Below are 22,788 nucleotides of genomic sequence, written 5' to 3'. Positions count from 1 at the left end.
GATAATCCCCGCCATTGATCATGAACATTCTTCATCTGAAGCCCTGTTCAGCCCCTTTTTTACCCACAGGAACCGACGATGACCGTCTACTTCATTGGCGCAGGTCCCGGCGACCCCGAACTGATTACCGTCAAGGGCCAGCGGCTGATTCGCAGCTGCCCGGTGATCATTTATGCCGGCTCTCTGGTGCCTGCCGCCGTACTGGAAGGTCATTGTGCCGAGCGGGTGGTCAACAGCGCCGAACTGCACCTGGAACAGATCATCGACCTGATCAAGAGCGCCCACGCCAAAGGTCAGGATGTGGCCCGGGTGCACTCCGGCGATCCGAGCCTGTACGGCGCCATTGGCGAGCAGATTCGCTATCTGCGTGAGCTGGACATTCCGTTCGAGATCGTGCCCGGCGTCACCGCAACGGCGGCCTGCGCGGCTCTTTTGGGCGCCGAACTGACCCTGCCGGACGTCTCACAGAGTGTAATCCTGACCCGCTACGCCGACAAAACCGCCATGCCACCCGGAGAGGAATTCTCCAGCCTGGCACAGCACGGCGCGACCATGGCGATTCACTTGGGAGTCAATCACCTGGCGAAGATCGTTGAGGAGCTTGTGCCGCATTACGGCGTCGATTGCCCGATTGCAGTGGTGCATCGCGCGAGCTGGCCGGATCAGGATTGGGTGGTAGGAACGCTCGAGGATATTGCCGGGAAGGTTGAAGCCAAGGGCTTTCGCCGTACGGCGTTGATTCTGGTGGGTCGGGTGCTGGGCAGTGATCACTTCAGCGAGTCGTCGCTGTATCGCGCGGGGCATGCGCATTTGTATCGCCCGTAGGGCCCCATCGCGAGCAAGCTCGCTCCCACATTGAAATGCGGTCAACTGTGGGAGCGACGGTGCGGCGATCCGACTTGCTCGCGATGGCGTCGGTCAATTTCACCCATAAAAAAACGGCGCTCACGGGGCGCCGTTTTTTCGTTTCGCAGCGAACACCTTAGTAGTAGGCGTTTTCTTTCTGCGTGTGGTCGGTCACGTCACGAACGCCCTTGAGCTCTGGAATACGCTCGAGCAAGGTGCGCTCAATGCCTTCCTTCAGCGTCACGTCGGCCTGGCCGCAGCCCTGGCAACCGCCGCCGAACTGCAGGACAGCGATGCCGTCTTCGACCACGTCGATCAGGGTGACCTGACCGCCGTGACTGGCCAGCCCCGGGTTGATCTCGGTTTGCAGGTAATAATTGATGCGCTCGTTGACCGGGCTGTCAGCATTGACCATCGGTACCTTGGCGTTTGGCGCCTTGATGGTCAGCTGGCCGCCCATACGGTCGGTGGCATAGTCGACAACTGCATCGTCCAGGAAGGCTTCGCTGAAATGGTCGATGTACGCAGTGAAGCTTTTGAGCCCCAGCGCGGTGTCTTCGGGTTTTTCTTCGCCCGGCTTGCAGTAGGCAATGCAGGTTTCGGCGTACTGGGTGCCAGGCTGGGTGATGAAGACGCGGATGCCGATGCCCGGGGTGTTCTGCTTGGAGAGCAGATCAGCCAGATAATCGTGGGCGGCGTCAGTGATGGTAATAGCGGTCATGGAAACTCCTCGCAGGCTTGGGCGCAGTTTACGCCAATCAACGCGCCGGACAAAGTCCTAGTATTTTTGTCGGGAAAGAATTGTGGGAGCGGGCTTGCTCGCGAAAGCGGAGTGTCAGGCGAATCAATTGCGACTGACACTCCGCTTTCGCGAGCAAGCCCGCTCCCACAGGGGGTTTGCGGTGGTTCAGAGGTTCTCGTAGCGGTTCATGTCCAGTACGCCCTCTTCCACCGGATCGGTTTCGTGGATGTAGCGGCTCAGGTCATGGAAATAAGGCCAGAATTGCGGATGACTGCGACGTATCCCCCAACGTTCGACGATTTTTTCGAAACTGTCGGCATCCTTGGCGTTCTCCATTGCATCCACAAACGCCGGCACTTGCCCGGCCGGAATATTGAACATGAAGTTCGGATAGCTGCTGAGCACACCCGGGAAAATCGTCAGGGTGTCGAGCCCCGGCTGATAGCGCAGCGATTCGCCGAGCAGGAATGCGACGTTGCTGTGGGCACGGTTGCGCAGCAGGCTGTAGACCTCACGCTTGCCACTGCTGGTTTCGATTCGCAGCAGGGTCGCTTCCGGCAGTTGATCAATCACTTTCAACCCGGCAGCCGGACGCGAAGTCAGTCGGCTCAGCGCCTGCTCGGCACTTTGCAGGTCCGGATCAATGTTCGGCCGCGAGCAGTAGGCGCCGTCGCAGCGATTGATCGGATCGGGCCTGGCATTGAGGTCACCATAACGGGCCAGCAATTGCTGGGCGAAGTCGCGCTTGGGATCCCGCGGGTTCAGCTTCAGCGCAGTCGGCGTGTCGTTGTCGATGGACTCGTAGTCCAGCCACATCTTGAATTTGCCACTGTTCTGATACCAGTCGTCGAGGTAGCCATCCCGGGAATCGGCGGGCATCAGGCGCAGGAAATTCTGTTCGGCACCGTTGCGGATCAAATCGAAATACAGGCGCGTCTGGGCCTGGTGAGACACATTGCCAAACACGTCGAAGTTCACTGCCAATTGATAGTAGGTGCGCTCCAGCAGCGGATAGTCGAACAGCCACATTGTTTGCGGCACGTCACCGATCAGGCCTTTGGTCACCGAAGCACTGTCGAAATGGCGGAAGATACTCAGCAACGCATTGTCATTGCCCGCCCACAGGGTCGACCAGCTCGGCGCAGGCTGATCGGCGTAGCTGTCCCGGCGCAAGGCTTCGTATTCATTACGCTTGTCGCGGTAGTCGTGCCACAGGCTCAGGACGCTGCCGACGTCATCGTTCTGCCCCGGCATTGCCAGCAACGGTGTGGCCTGCCCGCGATAGTTCGGATCGGTGACATAGAGGTCGTGCTCGGGTGCCTGGAACAGCGCCCAGAAGTTATCGCGGATCACGTCCGTGGCGATCTGACCACGACACACCGGCCCACGGATAAACGTGCGCACAAAGTACTCGGCGTTATCGAGCATGAACTGATAGCGCGCCTGGGCCGGAATCGCTTCGAAGGTGGCAAACGGGTTGGCCCGGCTCTGCGGCCCATAGCCCGGCAACGCGTTGACCTGCCAGTTGCCGCTGTAGAACAGCGACTTGACCCGCGCCAGCTTCGCCGTACTCAGCGGATAGGTGATGTGGGTCTTGTGCACGATCACGCCCTGCACCGGCCACAAGCGATAGTAAAACTGCGTGCCCGGATCATCGTTGGGGCGACGGGTGTTGATCAGGTCGATCGGCTGGCCGGTCGGCGTGCGCGAACGCACCCACTGGAAGAAATGCCCGGGCTCGCCATCCTTGAAGTAGAGATGGGCGAGGAACCAGTGCTCGTACAACCAGCGCCCCACCAGGCTTTCCCGGGCGCCCGGCGAATTGAGCAGGTTTTCCCACTGGACCACTTGTCGGGCTTCTGTTGCGCTGGGGGCCATGCCCTGCTGGTCGATAGGCGCCCCTGCCGCCAGCCAGCGTTGTAGCGTCTGGTACTGCTGCTCGGTCAGGCCGGTCACCGCCAGCGGCATGCCTTCCTTCGGGTGCGAAGCGGCGTAGCCGTCAAACTCCGCGGGCGTGGAGCACATGTTTTCCCGGTTCAGGCCCAGGACGATGTCCTCCGGCAGCCTGGCGTTGGGCTGCAACGGGGTTTTGTGGCCAAGTTCAAGCATCCGTGCCATCAATGCGGCCTGGCTGCCCTGGGCATCGAGCACTGAATAGAAGCCCTTTTGCTGCCAGGCCTGTTTGCCGGAGGCGTCCTGGAACAGTCGGGTCGGCGCAACCGCCTGACGGCGGTCACCGTCGTAGACCGGTACTTTGGTTGCGCCCCGTGCCGCGCCCTCGCCGCTGCCCAGGTTGAGCTGACAGGCGGCGTCGTTGCAGGCGTGGCAGGCCACGCACTTTTCAGTGAAGATCGGTTGAATGTCGCGGCTGTAGGAAATAGAAGGTGAAATGGCAGAGGAAATCGCCGGACTTTGCGCCACTGCGCCCCAGCTTGAAAACAGCAGCAATGTGCCGATGACGAAGCGATACGACATGTCCCTGGTCCTGAATCCTGAAAAAACGCCGCGATTCTACCGGTCTGTCATCCTTACCAACATGAACGATATTCATGAAAAATCGAGTCATGCTCTAAAAGCGCACAGGTTTGCTATCATCCCGGCCCTTCGTCATGGTCTTACCGAGTAGTCCAAATGTCCGATCGCAGCGTTCGCCTTCAAGCTCTCAAGCACGCCCTCAAAGAGCGCATCCTGATTCTCGATGGCGGTATGGGCACGATGATCCAGAGCTACAAGCTCGAAGAGCAGGATTACCGTGGCAAACGCTTCGCTGACTGGCCGAGCGATGTCAAAGGCAACAACGACTTGCTGGTACTGACTCGCCCGGATGTGATTGGCGGCATCGAGAAAGCCTACCTCGACGCCGGCGCCGACATTCTGGAAACCAACACCTTCAACGCCACCCAGATCTCCCTGGCTGACTATGGCATGCAAGGCCTGGCGTATGAGTTAAACGTAGAAGGCGCACGCCTGGCGCGCAAGGTTGCCGACGCCAAGACCCTGGAAACCCCGGACAAGCCACGCTTCGTTGCCGGCGTGCTCGGTCCTACAAGTCGCACCTGCTCGTTGTCCCCGGACGTGAACAACCCCGGCTATCGCAATGTGACCTTCGATGAACTGGTGGAAAACTACACCGAATCCACCAAAGGCCTGATCGAAGGCGGCGCCGACCTGATCCTGATCGAAACCATTTTCGACACTCTGAATGCCAAGGCTGCGATCTTCGCCGTCCAAGGCGTGTTCGAGGAACTGGGCATCGAACTGCCGATCATGATTTCCGGCACCATCACTGACGCCTCGGGCCGCACCCTGTCGGGTCAGACCACCGAAGCGTTCTGGAACTCCGTGGCCCACGCCAAGCCGATCTCGGTCGGCCTGAACTGCGCACTGGGCGCCCGCGAATTGCGCCCGTACCTCGAAGAGCTGTCGAACAAGGCCAACACCCACGTTTCCGCGCACCCGAACGCCGGCCTGCCAAACGAGTTCGGCGAATACGACGAGCTGCCATCGGAAACCGCCAAGGTCATCGAAGAATTCGCCCAAAGCGGCTTCCTCAACATTGTCGGCGGCTGCTGCGGCACCACGCCGGGCCATATCGAAGCCATCGCCAAGGCAGTGGCCGGTTATGCGCCGCGGGAGATCCCGGACATTCCCAAGGCTTGCCGCCTCTCGGGCCTGGAACCCTTCACCATCGATCGCAGTTCGCTGTTCGTCAACGTCGGCGAGCGGACCAACATTACCGGTTCCGCCAAGTTCGCCCGGCTGATCCGCGAGGACAACTACACCGAAGCCCTGGAAGTCGCCCTGCAGCAGGTCGAGGCCGGCGCCCAGGTGATCGACATCAACATGGACGAAGGGATGCTCGATTCGAAGAAGGCCATGGTGACCTTCCTCAATCTGATTGCCGGCGAACCGGACATCTCCCGCGTACCGATCATGATCGACTCCTCCAAGTGGGAAGTGATCGAAGCCGGCCTGAAATGCATCCAGGGCAAGGGCATCGTCAACTCGATCAGCATGAAAGAAGGCGTCGAGCAGTTCATTCACCACGCCAAACTGTGCAAGCGCTACGGCGCCGCAGTGGTGGTGATGGCCTTCGACGAAGCCGGCCAGGCCGACACCGAAGCGCGCAAGAAGGAAATCTGCAAACGCTCCTACGACATTCTGGTCAACGAAGTGGACTTCCCGCCGGAAGACATCATCTTCGACCCGAACATCTTCGCCGTCGCCACCGGTATCGAAGAGCACAACAACTACGCCGTCGATTTCATCAACGCGTGTGCCTACATCCGTGACGAACTGCCCTATGCGCTGACCTCCGGTGGCGTGTCCAACGTGTCGTTCTCGTTCCGCGGCAACAACCCGGTGCGTGAGGCGATCCACTCGGTGTTCCTGCTGTACGCGATTCGCGCCGGGCTGACCATGGGTATCGTCAACGCCGGCCAACTGGAGATCTACGACCAGATCCCGGTGGAACTGCGCGACGCCGTGGAAGACGTGATCCTCAACCGCACGCCGGAAGGCACCGACGCCCTCCTCGCCATCGCCGACAAGTACAAGGGCGACGGCAGCGTCAAGGAAGCCGAGACCGAAGAGTGGCGCAACTGGGACGTCAACAAGCGACTGGAACACGCGCTGGTCAAAGGCATCACCACGCACATCGTTGAAGACACCGAAGAATCGCGCCTGTCCTTCAACCGCCCGATCGAGGTGATCGAAGGCCCGTTGATGGCCGGCATGAACATCGTCGGCGACCTGTTTGGCGCCGGCAAAATGTTCCTGCCGCAAGTGGTGAAATCCGCCCGAGTGATGAAACAGGCCGTGGCCCACCTGATCCCGTTCATCGAACTGGAAAAAGGCGACAAGCCGCAGGCCAAGGGCAAGATCCTGATGGCCACGGTCAAGGGCGACGTGCACGACATCGGCAAGAACATCGTCGGCGTCGTGCTCGGTTGCAACGGCTATGACATCGTAGACCTCGGCGTGATGGTACCGGCGGAGAAAATCCTGCAGGTGGCCAAGGAACAGAAGTGCGACATCATCGGTCTGTCCGGCCTGATCACCCCATCGCTGGATGAGATGGTCCACGTCGCCCGCGAAATGCAGCGCCAGGACTTCCACCTGCCGCTGATGATCGGTGGCGCGACCACCTCCAAGGCCCACACGGCAGTGAAGATCGAGCCTAAGTACAGCAACGATGCGGTGATCTACGTCACCGATGCCTCCCGCGCCGTGGGCGTGGCGACGCAGTTGCTGTCCAAGGAACTCAAGGCCGGTTTCGTCGAGAAAACCCGCCAGGATTACATCGAGGTTCGCGAGCGCACGTCCAACCGCAGCGCCCGCACCGAACGCCTGAGCTATGGCGCAGCCATTGCCAAGAAACCGCAATTCGACTGGGCGACCTATACGCCGGTCAAACCGACCTTCACCGGGACGCGGGTACTGGACAACATCGACCTCGACGTTCTGGCCGAGTACATCGACTGGACCCCGTTCTTCATATCCTGGGACCTGGCCGGCAAGTTCCCGCGCATCCTCCAGGACGAAGTGGTCGGTGAAGCCGCCACCTCGCTGTACAACGACGCAAGGGAAATGCTGCGCAAATTGATCGACGAGAAGCTGATCAGCGCCCGCGCGGTGTTCGGTTTCTGGCCGGCCAACCAGGTGCATGACGACGACATCGAACTCTATGGCGATGACGGCAAGCCAATGGCCAAGCTGCATCACCTGCGCCAGCAGATCATCAAGACCGACGGCAAGCCGAACTTCTCCCTGGCCGACTTCGTCGCGCCGAAAGACAGTGAAGTGACCGACTACGTGGGTGGTTTCATCACCACCGCGGGGATTGGTGCCGAAGAGGTGGCCAAGGCCTACCAGGATGCTGGCGACGACTACAACTCGATCATGGTCAAGGCCCTGGCCGACCGCTTGGCCGAGGCCTGCGCCGAGTGGCTGCACCAGCAGGTGCGTAAAGACTACTGGGGTTATGCCAAGGATGAAGCGCTGGATAACGAGGCATTGATCAAGGAGCAGTACAGCGGTATCCGTCCGGCACCGGGTTACCCGGCCTGCCCGGATCACACCGAGAAAGCCCAACTGTTCGCCCTGCTCGATCCCGAAGCCCAGGAAATGCGCGCAGGCCGCAGCGGCGTGTTCCTCACCGAACACTACGCGATGTTCCCGGCAGCAGCAGTCAGCGGCTGGTACTTCGCTCACCCGCAGGCGCAATACTTTGCCGTAGGCAAGATCGACAAGGACCAGGTACAGAGCTACACCTCGCGCAAAGGCCAGGAGTTGAGCGTGACCGAGCGCTGGCTGGCGCCGAACCTGGGTTACGACAACTAAGCGGCTCTATTGGCCACGATATTGTGGCCAACACATACCCCTGTGGAAGCGAGCTTGCTCGCGATGGCGGACTGACAGTCGCATGGATATCGACTGTTATGGCCTCATCGCGAGCAAGCTCGCTCCCACATTTGTTTTGTGCATGCTGTGAATTGTCTATGCTTGCCTCACACACATTCCTGGCGAGGGATTTATGGACGATCCGGCCGACAACAAGCCGCCGACGTTCTGGCAAATGCTGCACAGCGTCATGGCGGCGGCGTTCGGGGTGCAGAGCGGGAAGAACCGGGCCCGTGATTTCACTCATGGCAAGCCGAGTCATTTCGTGATTCTGGGGATTCTGTTCACGGCGGTGTTTGCATTGACACTGTTCGGCATCGTCAAACTGGTGCTGTTTCTGGCCGGGGTTTGATGCGACTCAGTGCATCAGGGTTTGCAGGGTGAACGGGTAGCGCCAGGATGCGGGACGCCCCTTGGCCGAGAATTTGTGAAAGTCCACGCCGAAATCCTGCGCGGCGCCCATCGCCAGCAGTCGCCTGGCCTGTGTCCGATCGATCAGTTGCAACAACGGAACCTGTCGGTCACGGCCGCCGTACTGGCTGATGTCCACGCCTTCATCGTAGTCATGCAATTGCACCAGCGCCCAGCCTCCCAGTGTGAAGTGCCCGCCCAGCAAGACGCTCAGGCGACGGTCCAGAAGTGCCTGCAACGCCGCGGGTGAATTGTTGATCGCGCCGAACAATACGCCTTGGCCTGGCACACCGCCGGCTTCGGCATAAGCCTGCATCACACCGAACGCCATCTCGTCATTCGCGGCCCAGACCAGCGACGTCTGCGGGTAACGCTTGAACAACAACCTGGCCTGCTCGTAGGCGCGTTGCCGGGTCCAGCCGCCGTACACCAACTGGCGCAAACGTACTTCGGGGTGCTCGGCCAAGGCACGCCGCAGGCCCTTCTCGCGAAACTGCGCGGACGGGGTGATCTTCAAACCGGAAAACGCCAGCAGTTCGATCGTCTGGCCAGGGGCCACCGGGCCGCGCTGTCGAATCAGCTCTTTGAGCATCAGGTAGCCGCCCTCCTCGTCATTGGGCACCAGACTACCGAGTAAATCGGGATACTTGTCAGGTCGGGCGCCGATCAGTTTCATCTGATCCGCAGTCAAGGCGTTGTTGACCATGAACAGCTTCACACCGCTGCCATTGGCCAGCCGCAGGATTTCGGGCGCGATGTATTGCTCGTTGACGAAGACCAGATAGTCGGGACGATGGGAGCCCTGAAGGGCTTCGCGAGCCTGCCGGATAGTGTTTTCCGAGACGCGGTCGGAATACTGGATGCGCAAGTCCATCCCCAGGTCGGTCGCCGCGGCCTGCATGAACTGCGAGTAACTCATCCAAAAAGCTTCCGTGGGGGTTCCCGGGTTCAGGAACAGCACTGACGCTGCCTGGGCACAAGGTCCCACGACCATGCCCAGCGTCAGTAATACGCCACACAGAAACTTCAACATTGGTCGTCCGAGCCCCCGGAAATTCGCCGCGCATTATAGCCAGCGAACGTCCGTAAAACGGCGATTTTTCCGGTTTTTGTCAGACAATCGTCGGAACCGGGCCCGGACGGGGTCGTTTACTGATGGCTGACCCAGAAAACCGCCGTCCCCACGACCAGCATGATCAGGAACAAAATTGCCCAGGCATCAACGGTGCTATCGCTTTTCCGTGCTTTGGTTGGGTTGCTCATTGCATCGCCTCTTGTCGGTTTTATCGGTGATTGCATAAAGACTCGAGCAGAGTAAAGACGACGATTGCCCGCACCACAAACAAGGGCTTTGAAACAATAACTCTCATTAGGCGATTTGGTTCTTTACATATACTCAAACATCACTTTTGCGCATAACCGCAAACTGGTATCTTGCCCCGGCTCCGTAGGGAGTGCGCGGCCGTGCGCGCAGAATTGCCGAGGTTTTATCGGACGCCAGCAAGCCAAAAAAACGCCGCTGTTTCCGACCGGCCCAAGCCTGAGAACAGGACTTTTATGTACGTATACGACGAATACGATCAGCGGATCATCGAGGACCGCGTCAAGCAGTTCCGTGATCAGACCCGACGCTATCTGGCAGGCGAGCTGAGCGAAGAAGAATTCCGCCCCCTGCGCCTGCAAAATGGTCTTTATATCCAGCGTTTTGCACCGATGTTGCGAGTCGCCGTGCCTTACGGCCAACTGACTTCGCGTCAGATACAAATGATGGCCAAAATTGCCCGCGACTACGACAAGGGCTACGCCCACATCAGTACCCGGCAGAACGTGCAGTTCAACTGGCCGGCCGTGGAAGACATTCCGGACATCCTGGCTGAACTGGCCACCGTGCAGATGCACGCGATCCAGACCAGCGGCAACTGCCTGCGCAACGTCACCACCGACCAGTTCGCCGGTGTCGCCTTCGATGAGCTGATCGACCCGCGCCCATGGTGCGAGATCGTCCGCCAGTGGACTACATTCCACCCGGAATTCGCCTACCTGCCGCGCAAGTTCAAGATCGCCGTCAACGGCTCGACCTCCGACCGCGCCGCCATCGAAGTCCACGACATCGGCCTTGAGCCGGTGCACAACGCCGCTGGCGAACTGGGCTTCCGTGTCTTGGTGGGTGGTGGCCTGGGCCGTACACCGGTGGTGGGGGCATTCATCAATGAATTCCTGCCGTGGCAAGACTTGCTGAGCTACCTCGACGCCATCCTGCGGGTCTACAACCGCTATGGCCGTCGCGACAACAAGTACAAGGCACGGATCAAGATCCTGGTGAAGGCGCTGACGCCTGAAATCTTCGCGCAAAAAGTCGATGCGGAGATGGAACACCTGCGCGGTGGCCAGACCACATTGACCGAAGCCGAAGTGCAGCGCGTCGCCAAGCATTTCGTCGACCCGGACTACAAGGCGCTGGAAAACCAGACCGCTGCACTGGCCGAACTCGACCAGCAGCACCCGGGCTTCGCCCGCTGGCGCGCGCGCAACACCCTGGCCCACAAGAAGCCGGGCTATGTGGCCGTGACCCTGTCCCTGAAGCCGACCGGCGTTGCACCAGGCGACATCACCGACAAACAGCTCGACGCCGTGGCCGACCTGGCCGACCGCTACAGCTTCGGTCAACTGCGCACCTCCCATGAGCAGAACATCATCCTGGCCGACGTCGAGCAGGACAAGCTGTTCGCCATGTGGGGCGAGCTGCGCGAGCAAGGCTTCGCCACGCCGAACATCGGCCTGCTGACCGACATCATCTGCTGCCCGGGTGGCGACTTCTGCTCCCTGGCCAACGCCAAGTCGATCCCGATCGCCGAATCGATCCAGCGCCGTTTCGACGACCTGGATTACCTGTTCGACATCGGTGAACTGGACCTGAACATCTCCGGTTGCATGAACGCCTGTGGCCACCACCACGTTGGCCACATCGGCATCCTCGGGGTGGACAAGAAAGGCGAAGAGTTCTATCAGGTTTCCCTCGGCGGCAGCGCCAGCCGTGACGCCAGCCTGGGCAAGATCCTCGGCCCGTCCTTTGCCCAGGAAGCCATGCCTGACGTGATCGAAAAGCTGATCGACGTGTACATCGAACAACGTACCGAAGACGAACGCTTCATCGACACCTATCAGCGTATTGGCATCGAACTCTTCAAGGAGCGTGTCTATGCAGCGAATAATTAAGAACAACGAGGTCGTCGACGAGACCTGGCACCTGCTGCCCAAGGATTTCAACATCGACGGGATCAGCAACTGCGACGACCTCATCGTGCCGTTGCAGCTGTGGCGCGAACACAGCCGTATGCTCCTGGCCCGCGACGGCGGCCTGGGCATCTGGCTGGACGCCGATGAAGAAGCCGAGGAAATCGGTGAAGACGTGGCGCAGTTCCAGGTCATCGCCCTGAACTTCCCGGCATTCACCGATGGCCGCAACTACTCCAACGCCCGCCTGCTGCGCGACCGTTACGGTTTCAAAGGCGAATTGCGGGCCATTGGCGACGTGCTGCGTGACCAGTTGTTCTACATGCATCGCTGCGGTTTCGATGCCTTTGCTGTACGCCCCGACAAAGACCCGTACGAAGCCCTTGAAGGCCTCAAGGACTTCTCGGTGACCTATCAGGCCGCTACCGACGAACCGCTGCCGCTGTTCCGTCGCCGCTGACCGTCACGCCTTGAACCCCGGCCCGGGGTTCAAGGCGTTTTACCCTTCCCGCTAAAACACCGGATGATCCGCCAGCGGAATCGGCCGCCCCATGGCGACCCAGTCGCGGTACAGCCGGACTCGATCTTCCAGTACCACGAACAACCTGAACGGATTGTCCGCATCGGCCATCCGCGTTTCGACACACTGACGCAACCAGCCCCACAACTCCTCTGAAGCATCCGCTTCGTGCAGCAAGCGCCACACTCGCGCCTGTAGCGACAGATAACCGACCTGGAAATCCGCCGTCAGGCTCAAACCATCCATTACCCTCAGCAACGTACTGCCCGATGGCTTGCCCGCCAATCGTTGCCAGATCTGTTGCCGCGCCTCGCGCACGCTTTCGTCGCCCTCCTCCAGCCAGGGCGTCGCACTGCCATAATCGGCACCCGGCTCACTCAACCACAGATTGATACCGGTGCGCTCACGATGACTCACCAGGCGCAACAACGTGTCTTCATCCGTCAGCGGGTTACCCCACAGTTTCACCCGGTCCCGGGAGACCGCCTGATTCAGAATCGCGTAGGGAACCCGGTCGATCCGGTTGCCGCGCAAGTCAAGCGAGGTGAGGTACGGCTGATCGGCGATGCCAATCGGGCAATGGCGAATTCCGGTGTTTCTCAAGTTCAACACGCGCAACTCATTCAACCCCAGTACAACGGGCGGGACAGCCAAAGGGTTGTCGCTCAGATCCAGCGTTTGCAGGCTCACCAGATCACAAAACTGTGAAGCCGTGTTCTCCTGAAGCTGCAGAAAGGTGGAACCCAGGCTGAGCGTTTTGAGTCGGGTCATCTGACGGACCGGCGCAGGCAATACCCCCTCCAGCACGTCGTTTGCGTTGAGCCGACGCAGGTCGACACGCTCCAGATTCAGGGAGCGCAGATTCGGAAAGCTTTCCAGAAAGGTGTCCAGGCTCTCGCGCTCGACCACGTGCAGGCCCTTCATTGATATCTCGACGACATCATTGAAGCGCACGTTCATCGTCGGCAACCGATGGAAGTCCTCGAAACCCAGATCCAGCCTGTAGCCGGAAAACTCTTCATCGGACAGCACCCTATTGATCCGGGGCGGGCATTTTTGCCAAATGCTCATCAGTTCGTCGCCCAGTTCCATTCGTGTTTCACGCTCGTAATCGATCACGCTTTGCAGCAGTTCGACATTGTGCGCCGCCACCTGCTGAGGACTCATGCCCGCGGCATCTTCATCACCTACCGCCAGAAAATCCACATCCATGTCATCGGCATCCAGCACAGCCTGGTCGACCCACTGGCGCAGGTCGGCATGCAGCTGCTGCATCTCGAGAGTCAGGCGATCCACCAGTGCTTGTGCACCAGCACCCGCCATCAGGAGTAACTCGTCCGCCTGGGCATCGGTGAAGTCCGGGTACAGACTCTTGACCTGCAAACGCTGGATTTCGTGGGTCAGCACAGCGGCCTGTGGCGTATTCGGAAAGCCGCCGCCGCGCAATCCCGGGGCCTCGAAGGGCAAGCCCGAATCCATTCGATTCAAACCGAGCATCAGCTCGGAACGGGGCAACGAATGCGTGCCAATACGCAACCGCAACTGGCTGGCCGCATCTGGCGAACGCAGCGACATCGCCGCGCATTCCTCCTCTGACAATAGATCGACCAGCGCGGTAAACAGATCCGAACCCTCGCCGTCGGTAGCGGCCACTGCAGAATACCGATAGCGATCACCCTCCTTGATCAAACGCCGACAATCCGCTGAATCGAGCGGACCGCAGCGGTCCAGGACCCGGCCACTGATTGATCCGTCGAGCACTTCGATGCGCAAGCCTTTCGGCCAATCGGGCAGGCGTTGCAGGGAATGAAACGCCAGGACATCGGTTTCGGGATGGACAACCGAGCGCAAGTACAGGCCTTCATAAGCCCGGTTGAGTCGTACGTGTTGTCGATACTCCCGCGCCTTGCTGTCCAGGCGCTTGAACAGTTGCAGCGCCTCGTCAGCATCGAAGGGCTGATCGATGTCGACTCCCGAACGGTCGAGGATTTGCTCCACGGCACTTTTCGGCAACCCGGGGTATTCGCCCTGAAACAGGCGAATCCAATCCTGGTCCGAGCGCTGCAGCGCCTGATAGCGGGCATTGAACAATCCGGCCCGCGCTTGCGGATCGGCGACAGCGTCGAGTTCCTGATCGAGCTTGAAGCGCGTAATGGTGTCGGCGAGCAACGGTGTCGGCGGGCGTCCGGCCTGCGTCAGGCGCAGCATATCGTCGTCGACCGTACTGACCTGCGCGATTTGCGCCAGCACCTCATCACTGAAGGAAGCAAGTGGCGCGCAAACGCCACGCATCAGCTCCACACGTGTCAACACGGGCGCCGGAGCCGATCCGGGTGTGGGCTCGACCTGCGTTACGGGAGGCGGCTCGCTCCCGGGTTCCCGGGGCTCGCGCAGCGTTCCGGCGATTTTTTCTTCCCCCTTGAGTGCCGCCACCGCCCCGGCCAGCGGAAGCGCATTGAGCAAGCCGAACACGGTGCGCGTTACGCCTTCGGAGCGCTGCTCGGGTGTTTTGCCGTTGATGGCCTGATCGAGGCCGTAACCGGCGTCGATCAGGCCGGCCAGCACCAGCACACCCTCGCCTCCTGGAATGAACAACGCCAATGGACCCAACCGATTGATCCACTGTACAAGCGGCTCCACCACCGCACTCAGGTTGTCGCGGTTGACTTGGGCATCGTCGCGAATGGTTTTGACACTGGCCATGGAGGCTTGCTTCATGGTCAGCACCAGCTGTGCGAACGGGTCAGTGTCGGTCGGCGGACGCGCAAGGTCGATGTAGTCCTGCGGGTCCCAGAAACCGTCGTTGTTGAAGAGCCCGGCGCTCTTTTTCAGCCAGTGCTCCTTCGGGTAAACCGCCATGCCCTCCAACGCCGTCAACACGCCCGCATGGAAGGTGCCGTCTTCACGATCGTCTTCGGCAAAGTGCGCGGCCAGCGCTTGCCGTGTAGCGTCCACCCGGCCTTGGGCCACGATCCATTGGCGCAGGTGCTGGAAGTCGGTGAATTCATGCAAGGGTGAGGAATTGCCCGGGATATTCAGCAAGACCCTGCCACTGTGACGGTGGCGATAACACCAGATATCGTTCGAGGTGTAGCGATAGATCGTCAGCCGGCCGACTTCGATCGGTGCGCTGACGCGGGTTGGCGCCTGCACCTGGCCGATGCTCAGCGCATTCCAGGTCTGCTCCGCCGGCAAACCGGCGGCCTGCATTGCCAGGGCCAGGCCCTCCTGACTCAAACTGCCCTCCTGATGCTGCAGGCAGGCGCTCATGATAAAGGCGGCCTTGGTCGAGGTTCTCAGGTCGTAAGGCTCTGTCTGGACGATGCGCTTATCGGAAGGCCAGGCCTGGTCAAGATAAGCCTGATAGCGGGTTTGCAGATCCAGTTCCCATACCCATTGTTTGAAATCGGCCGGCCGGAGGGCGATTTGCGTGGAGGGACCGTAGGTCTGCGGTGTTGTGCACCGGTAAATTCCCTCATAGTCCCGGTAATAATCCACGACTCTGGCAGGTGGCTCATCAACGATGCGTATCTCGGGACCGATGTCCGCAGGCGTGTACAAGCCGAACGCCGTTTCACCGAAACGACCGTCACCCACCGTCTGATAATTCGACAACAATGCCTGCACCAGGGTGCGTGAATTGTTCACCTTTCCCTGGTGGATCGCGTCATGCGCGGCGCTAGCGTCGGTGTCGTAGTCCAGCGTTACCAGCAGAGCTGTTTGCGGATCGATGGCCTGTCCCCATTTTTCCGTTATCAGTGCTGCACCGAATTGCTCAGGGGATTGCGGCAGCGCTGTCGCTACCGCGGTTTTCAGTTCATCACGCAAGGGCGTGACAGGTGGGTGTAGCCGTGCGTAGTGGCCGTGCGAATAGTCGTTCATGTGCATTCCGTTGCAAATATTGGAGAAAATGCAACATAGCGGCCGGTGGCTGGGTCGGCAGCAGGAAGGGCTCGTCAGCGCGTCTGGGAAATTTCGCTGATGCGTGAAGGATGTAGCAGCTGCCGAGCCTGCGAGGCTGCGTTCGAGGACAAAGTCCTCGCAGGCTGGTGTACGCGGTTTGTCTGATACACCGGGCTGCACGGTTTTGCGACTGCTTCGCAGCCGAACGCAGCCTCGTAAACTCGACAGCTGCTACAAAGGACCGTTTCAACTTCAAAAACCGCAGCAGGCGCTGCGGTTTCATTTTTTCGAAGGCAACAAAAGCGTTACCAGAAGCGTTGCTGGGTCAAGCGGCTCCACCAGCTCAGCAGCACGCGATCGACCGAACCGCTGGCGGCCATGCCGATGCGCTCCGGCAGGCTTTTGCGTTCGGAGTAATGCAGGTGATAGAGCTCGGACTGCCTGGCCCGTTCGGCGAGGTATTCATCACTGGTCTTGAGTTCGTCGACCAGATGTTTGTCCAGCGCTGCGACGCCGAGCCAGATTTCGCCGGTGGCCACTTCATCGATCGCCAGTTGCGGGCGATAGCGCGACACGAAGTTCTTGAACAGTTGGTGGGTGATGTCCAGGTCTTGCTGGAACTTCTCCCGACCCTTCTCGGTGTTTTCGCCAAACACGGTCAGGGTGCGTTTGTATTCACCGGCGGTCAGCACTTCGAAATCGATGTCGTGCTTTTTCAGCAAGCGATTGACGTTGGGCAACTGCGCCACCACGCCAATCGAGCCGAGGATCGCGAACGGTGCACTGATGATCTTCTGGCCAATGCACGCCATCATGTAGCCGCCGCTGGCCGCGACCTTGTCGATGCACACGGTCAAGGGCACGCCGGCCTCACGGATACGCGCCAGTTGCGAGGAGGCCAGGCCGTAGCTGTGAACCATGCCGCCGCCGCTTTCCAGGCGCAGCACCACTTCGTCCTTCGGTGTGGCGAGGGTCAGCAAGGCGGTGATTTCGTGGCGCAGGCTTTCGGTGGCCGAAGCCTTGATATCGCCGTTGAAATCCAGCACGAACACCCGGGGTTTGGCCTCGGGTTTTTTCTTCTGTTTCTTGTCGGTTTTAGCCTGGGTCTTGCGCAGGGCCTTGAGCTGGTCCTTGTCGAGCAAGGTTTGCTCCAGGCGTTCGCGCAGCCCTTTGTAGAAATCATTGAGCTTGCTGACCTGCAACTGGCCGGACGACTTGCGCCGTCCCTTGCTGCGCAAGGCCGCAAAACTGGCCAGGACCACCAGAATGGCGATCACCAGGGTCACGGTCTTGGCCAGAAATATGGCGTACTCGGAAAAAAACTCCACGGGGACTCCTCAAACGATGCGCGGCTCGAACGCGCGCGGGATACTTCCAGCATACCCATGCTCCGACCTTGCGACCAGTCGTGAAACCTCTGGCAACAGGCCTGTAACGGGCATTTCAAACAAGCGTATGTTTTTTCATTGACAGCACACCGCCATCCCCATAACCTCGCCAAACCTTCAACGTACCGGGATGACGCGGACGTGGGCAGTATCTATTTGATTCGACATGGCCAGGCCTCCTTCGGTGCGGACGACTACGACGTCCTGTCGCCGACCGGCATTCGTCAGGCTGAAATCCTCGGCCGGCACCTGGCCGAACTGGGGATCAGCTTCGACCGCTGCCTGGCAGGGGATCTGCGCCGCCAGCAGCACACGGCCAACAGCGCGCTGGAACAGTTCGCCGCGGTGGGCCTGCCGGTGCCGCTTCTGGAAACCGACTCCGCCTTCAACGAATTCGATGCCGATGCGGTCATCCGCGCGCTGTTGCCGGCCATGCTGCCGGACGAACCCGAAGCCTTGAACGTCTTGCGCAACGCCGCGCAAAACCGTGGCGAGTTCCAGCGTATTTTCGCCCTGATCATCGAACGCTGGCTTGCCGGCACCTATGACACACCGGGCCTGGAAAGCTGGCTGGGGTTTGTCGAGCGGGTGCGGGCCGGCTTGCACCGCATCCTCGACCAGGCCGACAACACCCAGAAAATCGCCGTGTTCACCTCCGGCGGCACCATCACTGCCCTGCTCCACCTGATTACGCAAATGCCTGCCCGGCAGGCCTTTGAATTGAACTGGCAAATCGTCAACACCTCGCTCAACCAGCTTAAGTTTCGTGGTCGCGAGGTGGCCCTGGCTTCCTTCAACGGACATGCACACCTGCAACTGTTGAAGGCCCCGGAACTCATCACGTTTCGCTGAGTCCGGACTATTGTGACCCTGGCTGTAATCACCCAGCTCTTATTACCCAAGAAAGGATCGAACCATGACCTCCGTAGCTGATGCCGTACAAGCAATGAAAGCCAAGTTCAACCCAGCCGCTGCCGCCGGTCTGGACCTGGTTTTCGGTTTCCGCATCGACGACACCAAGAACTTCTCGCTGATCGTCAAGAACAGCACTTGCGAGCTGCAGGAAGGCGAAAACCCGGACGCCCAGGTGACCCTGGTGATGGATGGCGAAACCCTGGAAGGCATCGTCGACGGTTCGACTGATGGCATGCAAGCGTTCATGGGCGGCAAACTGCGCGCTGAAGGCGACATGATGTTGGCCATGAAACTGTCCGAGCTGTTCCCGTCGTAAGCACCTGGCTCCCGATCTTCGGGAGCGTGCCTGCTGCAAACGAATCCCGCCCCTAGTGGCGGGATTCGTCGTTTTTGCCTGCCCTGTGGCGAGGGGGCTTGTCGGATCGCCGCATCGCCCCGTTCGGCTGCGAAGCAGTCGCCCATTCGGAGTTTCTATTGGCCGGGCGAACGTCAAGGGCCGCTTCGCGCCCCAACGGGGGCAAGCCCCCTCGCCACAGGTTCGGTGGTGATCTTACAATGTCCGCACTTTCGACACCGGCCGCCCCATGGACATCGACCTCGCCCGCACCTTCCTCGAAATCGTCCGCCATGGCAGCCTGGCTGCCGCCGCGGAAAAGCTCCATGTCACCCAGACCGCCATCACCGCGCGGGTGCAAAAACTCGAGAGCCAGCTGGGCAGCACCCTGTTCGTGCGCAATCGTGCCGGCGCCCGCCTGACGCCCAACGGCGAAGCGTTCGTGGTGTACGCCAATCAGCTGGTGCAAACCTGGGAAGCCGCGCGGCGTGATTTGCCGTTGCCCGAGGGCTATCGCGATGTGCTGCACATCGGTGGCGAAGTGAGCCTGTGCAACCCGCTGATGCTCGGTTGGGCCGGCGAAATCCGCAAGAACATCCCCAGCCACGCCTTGCGCATGGAAATCCGTGACGGCGAAAACCTGCTGCGCCAACTGGAGTTGGGCGTTCTGGATGCGGCGCTGGTGTACCAGCCCGAGTATTGGCCGCGTTTGCAGGTCGAGCAGATTCTCGAAGAAAAGCTGATTCTCGTGCGCCTGGCCGACAAGCCCGATCCTTATGTGTACATCGACTGGGGCAGCGAATTCCGGCGCCAGCACGACGCTGCCCTGCCGGAAAAGGCCAAGGCTGCGCTGAGTTTCAATCTCGGCCCGCTGGGCTTGCAGTACCTTCTTGAAAATGGCGGCAGTGGCTACTTCCGCACCCGCGTCGTGCAGAGTTATCTGGAAAGCGGCGCCCTGGAACGGGTGCCCAAGGCTCCGGAATTCAGCTACCCGACCTATCTGGTCTACTCGCGCGATCGTGACTCGCCGACGCTGCAAGGTGCCTTCGACCTGCTGCGCAAGGTCATCGATTCCGACGAAGACTGGTCGCAACGCTGGGATCCGCTGACCTGAAACCGGTTTGCACCGGATCATGGCCGTTGCGTCCTCAAGGTTCGGCCCGCCAGATCACCGGGATCGGCTAATCTGAAAGAAATAACAATAACGACAGGTGATTGCAGTGAGGCAGACCACCGAAGGATTCCGCAGCCGTTACCGCGCCGACATTCATCCGCTCTACAACCCTTGGCTGCACGGCGCTTTTGTCCTGTTGTTCGGGGTACTGGCGATCAGCGTTTTCTGGAGCAACGTGCATCAGGTGCGGCCAGCGCAATGGCTGGCGGTGCCCGTCACGCTGCTCTTGTTCAACCTCGGTGTATACGTGGTGCACCGCCACCTGGGTCATCATAGAAAGAGCTTCGCCCGGCTTTTTTATGCCCGTCACGCAGGCGAACACCACAGCTTTTTCACCCCCGGCCACATGACCTACGACAGCGCCCGCGACTGGCGGGTGATTCTGTTTCCGGCATGGCTGATTGTGCTGCACACCCTCGTTGTCGCCCTGCCTCTCTGGTGGCTGCTCAAGCACATCGATACCAACGTCGCGGGATTGGTCGGCGGCCTTCTTGTCCTCGGTTACCTGGCCTATGAAGTGTTTCATGCCTGCGAACACCTGCCGCCGCACAACCCGATCACGCGATTGCCGTGGATCCGCCAGATGCGCCGGCTACACGAACTGCATCACCGTCGCGAATTGATGCAGGAACGTAATTTCAACATCGTTTTCCCGCTGATGGACTACCTGTTCGGCACCCTCTATTGGGAGCCGGAACCTGTGCTGCTCAACCCGACGAGAACGTCCATGACCCGCATGCAGCATCAGATTGTCATTGCCGGACACCCGGTCGACGTACTGACCTACGCCAGCACCGTGACCTTTTGGCCGCAATGGCATCCGTCGTCGCTGCGCATCGATGGGCCAAAAGGTCCGTTGCATGCCGGCGCACGTTTCGAGGAAGACATACGCGCCGGCGGCCGCGACGGGCACTTGAGCTGGGAGGTGGCGGAGTACCTGCCCGGACGACGCTGGAGCGCACGGGCCCAGGGTGATCATGGCCTGTCGCTGATGGTGACCTATGAATGCGATGCCACAGGCGAGGACACATGTTTCGTCCGCACCCTGGAATATCAATTCAGCGGTCTGGCGATGCGGATCGCCAACCGGGTGCTGCTCAAGCGTCGCATCGACCACGAATCGGCGGCGTCGATGCAGGCGTTGCGCGACATGGCGCAAAAACATCTGGCGGCGTCAGGAGTCAACGCGTGAGCAGAACCTTCAAGTGTCTGTTGCTGGTCATCGTCGTCATCGGCGCCTTCCTGCTACTGATGCCGACCAAGGTGCGACCGGTGGCCTGGACGCCACAACCCGCGCCGTCCCTCTCCAGCGGAATCTATGCCGACAATCAGCGGCTCAAAGACGTGGAGCGCGTCGGTGCCGCCGACATCAACGGGCCGGAAGCCTTGTTGCTGGAAAACGACACGCTCCTCACCGGCCTGCACGACGGTCGCCTGATTCGCACGAGCCTGGACGGCAAGACCACCAAAGTCCTGGCCGATACCGGTGGCCGGCCACTGGGGCTGGCCCGGCATCCCAATGGCCTGCTGGTGATCGCCGATGCCATCAAAGGCTTGTTGTCACTCGATGCCCAGGGGCGTCTGGTGGCCTTGACCACAGAGGCCGACGGCGTCCCCTTCGGTTTTACCGACGATGTGGCCATCGACAAACCCGGTCACTACGCTTATTTCAGCGACGCTTCGAGCCGGTTCGGCTATGGCCACGACGGTGAGGCCGTGCTCGAACACGGCGGGGACGGTCGACTGCTGCGTTATGACTTCCAGACCGGCAAGACCTCGGTTGTGCTGGACAAGCTGGAGTTTGCCAACGGCGTAACCCTGGGACCGGACGATGCCTATGTACTGGTCAATGAAACCGGTGCCTACCGCATCAGCCGGTATTGGCTCAGCGGCCCGAAGGCCGGCACCCATGACCTGTTCATCGACAACCTGCCGGGGCTGCCGGACAACCTGTCGTTCAATGGTCACGATCGGTTCTGGGTGGCACTGTATGCCCCCCGCAACGCCTTGCTCGATGGCACGGCCGCACATCCGTTCGTGCGCAAGATGATCGTGCGGGCCATGACCGTCTTGCCCAAACCCGTGGAAAAGCGCGGGTTTGCCCTGGGTCTGGACCTTGAGGGCAAAGTGATCGCCAACCTGCAGGACGGCAGCAGCGACAATTACTCGCCCATCACCACGGTGCGCGAGTATGGGGACTGGTTGTATTTCGGTTCGCTGAAAGCGCAGAACATGGTGCGATTGCCGTTGAGCAAGGCATTGCAATGAGCAGTACCCCTCTCTGAATCACCGTAGCCCCAGTGGGAGCGGGCTTGCTCGCGAAGAGGCCGGCACATTCAACAGAGATGTTGGCTGACCTGACGCCTTCGCGAGCAAGCCCGCTCCCACAAGGACAGCGTTCAGTTCACCGGGATATTCGGGCTGGGTCATGAGGGCACCTCGTTGAGAGCCGTAACATCGGTCTCTGAGCATTCGAGGTGCCGTTTTTTTTATGCCGTTCCAACTGTTCAGCCACCGGTCATCGGTGGCAGGCTGGTGGGTCAGGACGACGAGCCAAGTTGCTTGACGATCTTGTCCTTGACCTCCAGGCGCTTCGCCTTGAGCTTCGTCACCGTGTCATCGCTGGATTTGGCCTCCTCTGCTTTCACCACTTCGGCATCCGCCTGGGAATACTTGTTAAGCAGTGAATCCAGTAACGGATCCTTGGTGCGTTTCTGCTGGACTTCTTCCTTTGAGCGTTTCAGATCCTGATAAAGGTCATGGGGCACCGGCATGGAACACCTCCGTTTGTTGATCGGCAGCGAATTGCGATCAATTGCGTTCACCAATTATCAGAATGGCCTCGGTTAGCCCGTTCTGTCGACCACCTGTCAGACCAGCGGTGCCCGTTCGTCGTCCTGTCTCAAATGCGATAAAACC

The 22,788-nt window shown here is 60.2% G+C and carries 16 protein-coding genes; 10 read left to right on the top strand and 6 right to left on the bottom strand.

Annotated elements, in window-relative coordinates:
• Window positions 1–78: 78 nt before the first annotated feature.
• The gene (gene cobM, locus ACEN8Z_RS15480; RefSeq protein ID WP_495594752.1) at window positions 79–825 is read left to right on the top strand and encodes a precorrin-4 C(11)-methyltransferase; all 747 of its coding nucleotides are present in this window, start codon (window positions 79–81) and stop codon (window positions 823–825) included.
• Window positions 826–982: 157 nt separating this feature from the next.
• On the opposite strand, the gene nfuA is transcribed toward cobM, so the two are convergent.
• Entirely contained in the window at window positions 983–1,567 is a 585-nt protein-coding gene (gene nfuA, locus ACEN8Z_RS15475) for a Fe-S biogenesis protein NfuA (RefSeq protein ID WP_495594751.1), read from the bottom strand.
• A gap of 186 nt (window positions 1,568–1,753) precedes the next feature.
• Complete coding sequence (locus ACEN8Z_RS15470; RefSeq protein WP_495594750.1) at window positions 1,754–4,063, bottom strand: fatty acid cis/trans isomerase; 2,310 nt, start codon at window positions 4,061–4,063, stop codon at window positions 1,754–1,756.
• A gap of 156 nt (window positions 4,064–4,219) precedes the next feature.
• On the opposite strand from ACEN8Z_RS15470, the gene metH reads away from it, so the two are divergent.
• Both metH and ACEN8Z_RS15460 read left to right on the top strand, forming a co-directional pair.
• Window positions 4,220–7,930: a methionine synthase gene (metH, locus tag ACEN8Z_RS15465; protein ID WP_495594749.1), complete on the top strand. Its 3,711-nt coding sequence runs from the start codon at window positions 4,220–4,222 to the stop codon at window positions 7,928–7,930.
• Between the two features lie 193 nt (window positions 7,931–8,123).
• Entirely contained in the window at window positions 8,124–8,342 is a 219-nt protein-coding gene (locus tag ACEN8Z_RS15460) for a DUF2970 domain-containing protein (RefSeq protein ID WP_495594748.1), read from the top strand.
• A 6-nt stretch (window positions 8,343–8,348) separates the two neighbouring features.
• Here the strand turns inward: ACEN8Z_RS15460 and ACEN8Z_RS15455 are convergent, their stop codons facing one another.
• Window positions 8,349–9,434 (bottom strand): ABC transporter substrate-binding protein, encoded by a 1,086-nt coding sequence (locus ACEN8Z_RS15455; RefSeq protein WP_495594747.1) that lies wholly within the window; start codon window positions 9,432–9,434, stop codon window positions 8,349–8,351.
• A 524-nt stretch (window positions 9,435–9,958) separates the two neighbouring features.
• Between ACEN8Z_RS15455 and ACEN8Z_RS15450 the strand changes: the two genes are divergently transcribed.
• Together ACEN8Z_RS15450 and ACEN8Z_RS15445 are read left to right on the top strand one after the other, a co-directional pair.
• A complete protein-coding gene (locus tag ACEN8Z_RS15450; protein WP_495594746.1) occupies window positions 9,959–11,617 on the top strand; it encodes a nitrite/sulfite reductase in 1,659 nt (552 codons plus the stop codon).
• The gene (locus tag ACEN8Z_RS15445) at window positions 11,601–12,095 is read left to right on the top strand and encodes a DUF934 domain-containing protein (protein ID WP_007987432.1); all 495 of its coding nucleotides are present in this window, start codon (window positions 11,601–11,603) and stop codon (window positions 12,093–12,095) included. The genes ACEN8Z_RS15450 and ACEN8Z_RS15445 overlap by 17 nt, the downstream gene beginning before the upstream one ends.
• Before the next feature lie 51 nt (window positions 12,096–12,146).
• Here ACEN8Z_RS15445 and ACEN8Z_RS15440 read toward each other — a convergent pair whose 3' ends face one another.
• Window positions 12,147–16,037: a dermonecrotic toxin domain-containing protein gene (locus tag ACEN8Z_RS15440; RefSeq protein ID WP_495594745.1), complete on the bottom strand. Its 3,891-nt coding sequence runs from the start codon at window positions 16,035–16,037 to the stop codon at window positions 12,147–12,149.
• Between the two features lie 326 nt (window positions 16,038–16,363).
• Window positions 16,364–17,386 carry a protease SohB gene (gene sohB, locus ACEN8Z_RS15435; RefSeq protein ID WP_007995949.1) on the bottom strand — a complete coding sequence of 341 codons (1,023 nt, stop codon included), beginning with the start codon at window positions 17,384–17,386 and terminating at the stop codon, window positions 16,364–16,366.
• A gap of 201 nt (window positions 17,387–17,587) precedes the next feature.
• On the opposite strand from sohB, the gene ACEN8Z_RS15430 reads away from it, so the two are divergent.
• From ACEN8Z_RS15430 to ACEN8Z_RS15410, 5 genes are all read left to right on the top strand, one after another.
• Window positions 17,588–18,298: a histidine phosphatase family protein gene (locus tag ACEN8Z_RS15430; RefSeq protein ID WP_007995948.1), complete on the top strand. Its 711-nt coding sequence runs from the start codon at window positions 17,588–17,590 to the stop codon at window positions 18,296–18,298.
• Window positions 18,299–18,362: 64 nt separating this feature from the next.
• Window positions 18,363–18,677, top strand: a complete 315-nt coding sequence (locus ACEN8Z_RS15425) for an SCP2 sterol-binding domain-containing protein (RefSeq protein ID WP_007976511.1) — start codon at window positions 18,363–18,365, stop codon at window positions 18,675–18,677.
• Between the two features lie 268 nt (window positions 18,678–18,945).
• Window positions 18,946–19,809, top strand: a complete 864-nt coding sequence (locus ACEN8Z_RS15420) for a LysR family transcriptional regulator (RefSeq protein ID WP_495594744.1) — start codon at window positions 18,946–18,948, stop codon at window positions 19,807–19,809.
• A 106-nt stretch (window positions 19,810–19,915) separates the two neighbouring features.
• A complete protein-coding gene (locus ACEN8Z_RS15415; protein ID WP_495594743.1) occupies window positions 19,916–21,061 on the top strand; it encodes a sterol desaturase/SRPBCC family protein in 1,146 nt (381 codons plus the stop codon).
• Window positions 21,058–22,137, top strand: a complete 1,080-nt coding sequence (locus ACEN8Z_RS15410; RefSeq protein ID WP_495594742.1) for an SMP-30/gluconolactonase/LRE family protein — start codon at window positions 21,058–21,060, stop codon at window positions 22,135–22,137. The genes ACEN8Z_RS15415 and ACEN8Z_RS15410 overlap by 4 nt, the downstream gene beginning before the upstream one ends.
• Before the next feature lie 272 nt (window positions 22,138–22,409).
• Here the strand turns inward: ACEN8Z_RS15410 and ACEN8Z_RS15405 are convergent, their stop codons facing one another.
• Window positions 22,410–22,643 (bottom strand): DUF465 domain-containing protein, encoded by a 234-nt coding sequence (locus ACEN8Z_RS15405; protein WP_007995940.1) that lies wholly within the window; start codon window positions 22,641–22,643, stop codon window positions 22,410–22,412.
• Between the last annotated feature and the right edge of the window lie 145 nt (window positions 22,644–22,788).

This window comes from Pseudomonas sp. Pseusp10, assembly GCF_059492225.1.
This window is presented reverse-complemented; position numbering and strand designations above follow the sequence as displayed.

Bases quoted from the DNA above. Each gene is read 5' to 3' on its own strand.
- ACEN8Z_RS15420 (WP_495594744.1), top strand. From the start codon at position 18,946: ATGGACATCGACCTCGCCCGCACCTTCCTCGAAATCGTCCGCCATGGC.
- cobM (WP_495594752.1), top strand. From the start codon at position 79: ATGACCGTCTACTTCATTGGCGCAGGTCCCGGCGACCCCGAACTGATT.
- ACEN8Z_RS15455 (WP_495594747.1), bottom strand. From the start codon at position 9,434: ATGTTGAAGTTTCTGTGTGGCGTATTACTGACGCTGGGCATGGTCGTG.
- ACEN8Z_RS15440 (WP_495594745.1), bottom strand. From the start codon at position 16,037: ATGAACGACTATTCGCACGGCCACTACGCACGGCTACACCCACCTGTC.
- ACEN8Z_RS15470 (WP_495594750.1), bottom strand. From the start codon at position 4,063: ATGTCGTATCGCTTCGTCATCGGCACATTGCTGCTGTTTTCAAGCTGG.
- ACEN8Z_RS15445 (WP_007987432.1), top strand. From the start codon at position 11,601: ATGCAGCGAATAATTAAGAACAACGAGGTCGTCGACGAGACCTGGCAC.
- ACEN8Z_RS15460 (WP_495594748.1), top strand. From the start codon at position 8,124: ATGGACGATCCGGCCGACAACAAGCCGCCGACGTTCTGGCAAATGCTG.
- ACEN8Z_RS15450 (WP_495594746.1), top strand. From the start codon at position 9,959: ATGTACGTATACGACGAATACGATCAGCGGATCATCGAGGACCGCGTC.
- ACEN8Z_RS15425 (WP_007976511.1), top strand. From the start codon at position 18,363: ATGACCTCCGTAGCTGATGCCGTACAAGCAATGAAAGCCAAGTTCAAC.
- ACEN8Z_RS15405 (WP_007995940.1), bottom strand. From the start codon at position 22,643: ATGCCGGTGCCCCATGACCTTTATCAGGATCTGAAACGCTCAAAGGAA.
- nfuA (WP_495594751.1), bottom strand. From the start codon at position 1,567: ATGACCGCTATTACCATCACTGACGCCGCCCACGATTATCTGGCTGAT.
- metH (WP_495594749.1), top strand. From the start codon at position 4,220: ATGTCCGATCGCAGCGTTCGCCTTCAAGCTCTCAAGCACGCCCTCAAA.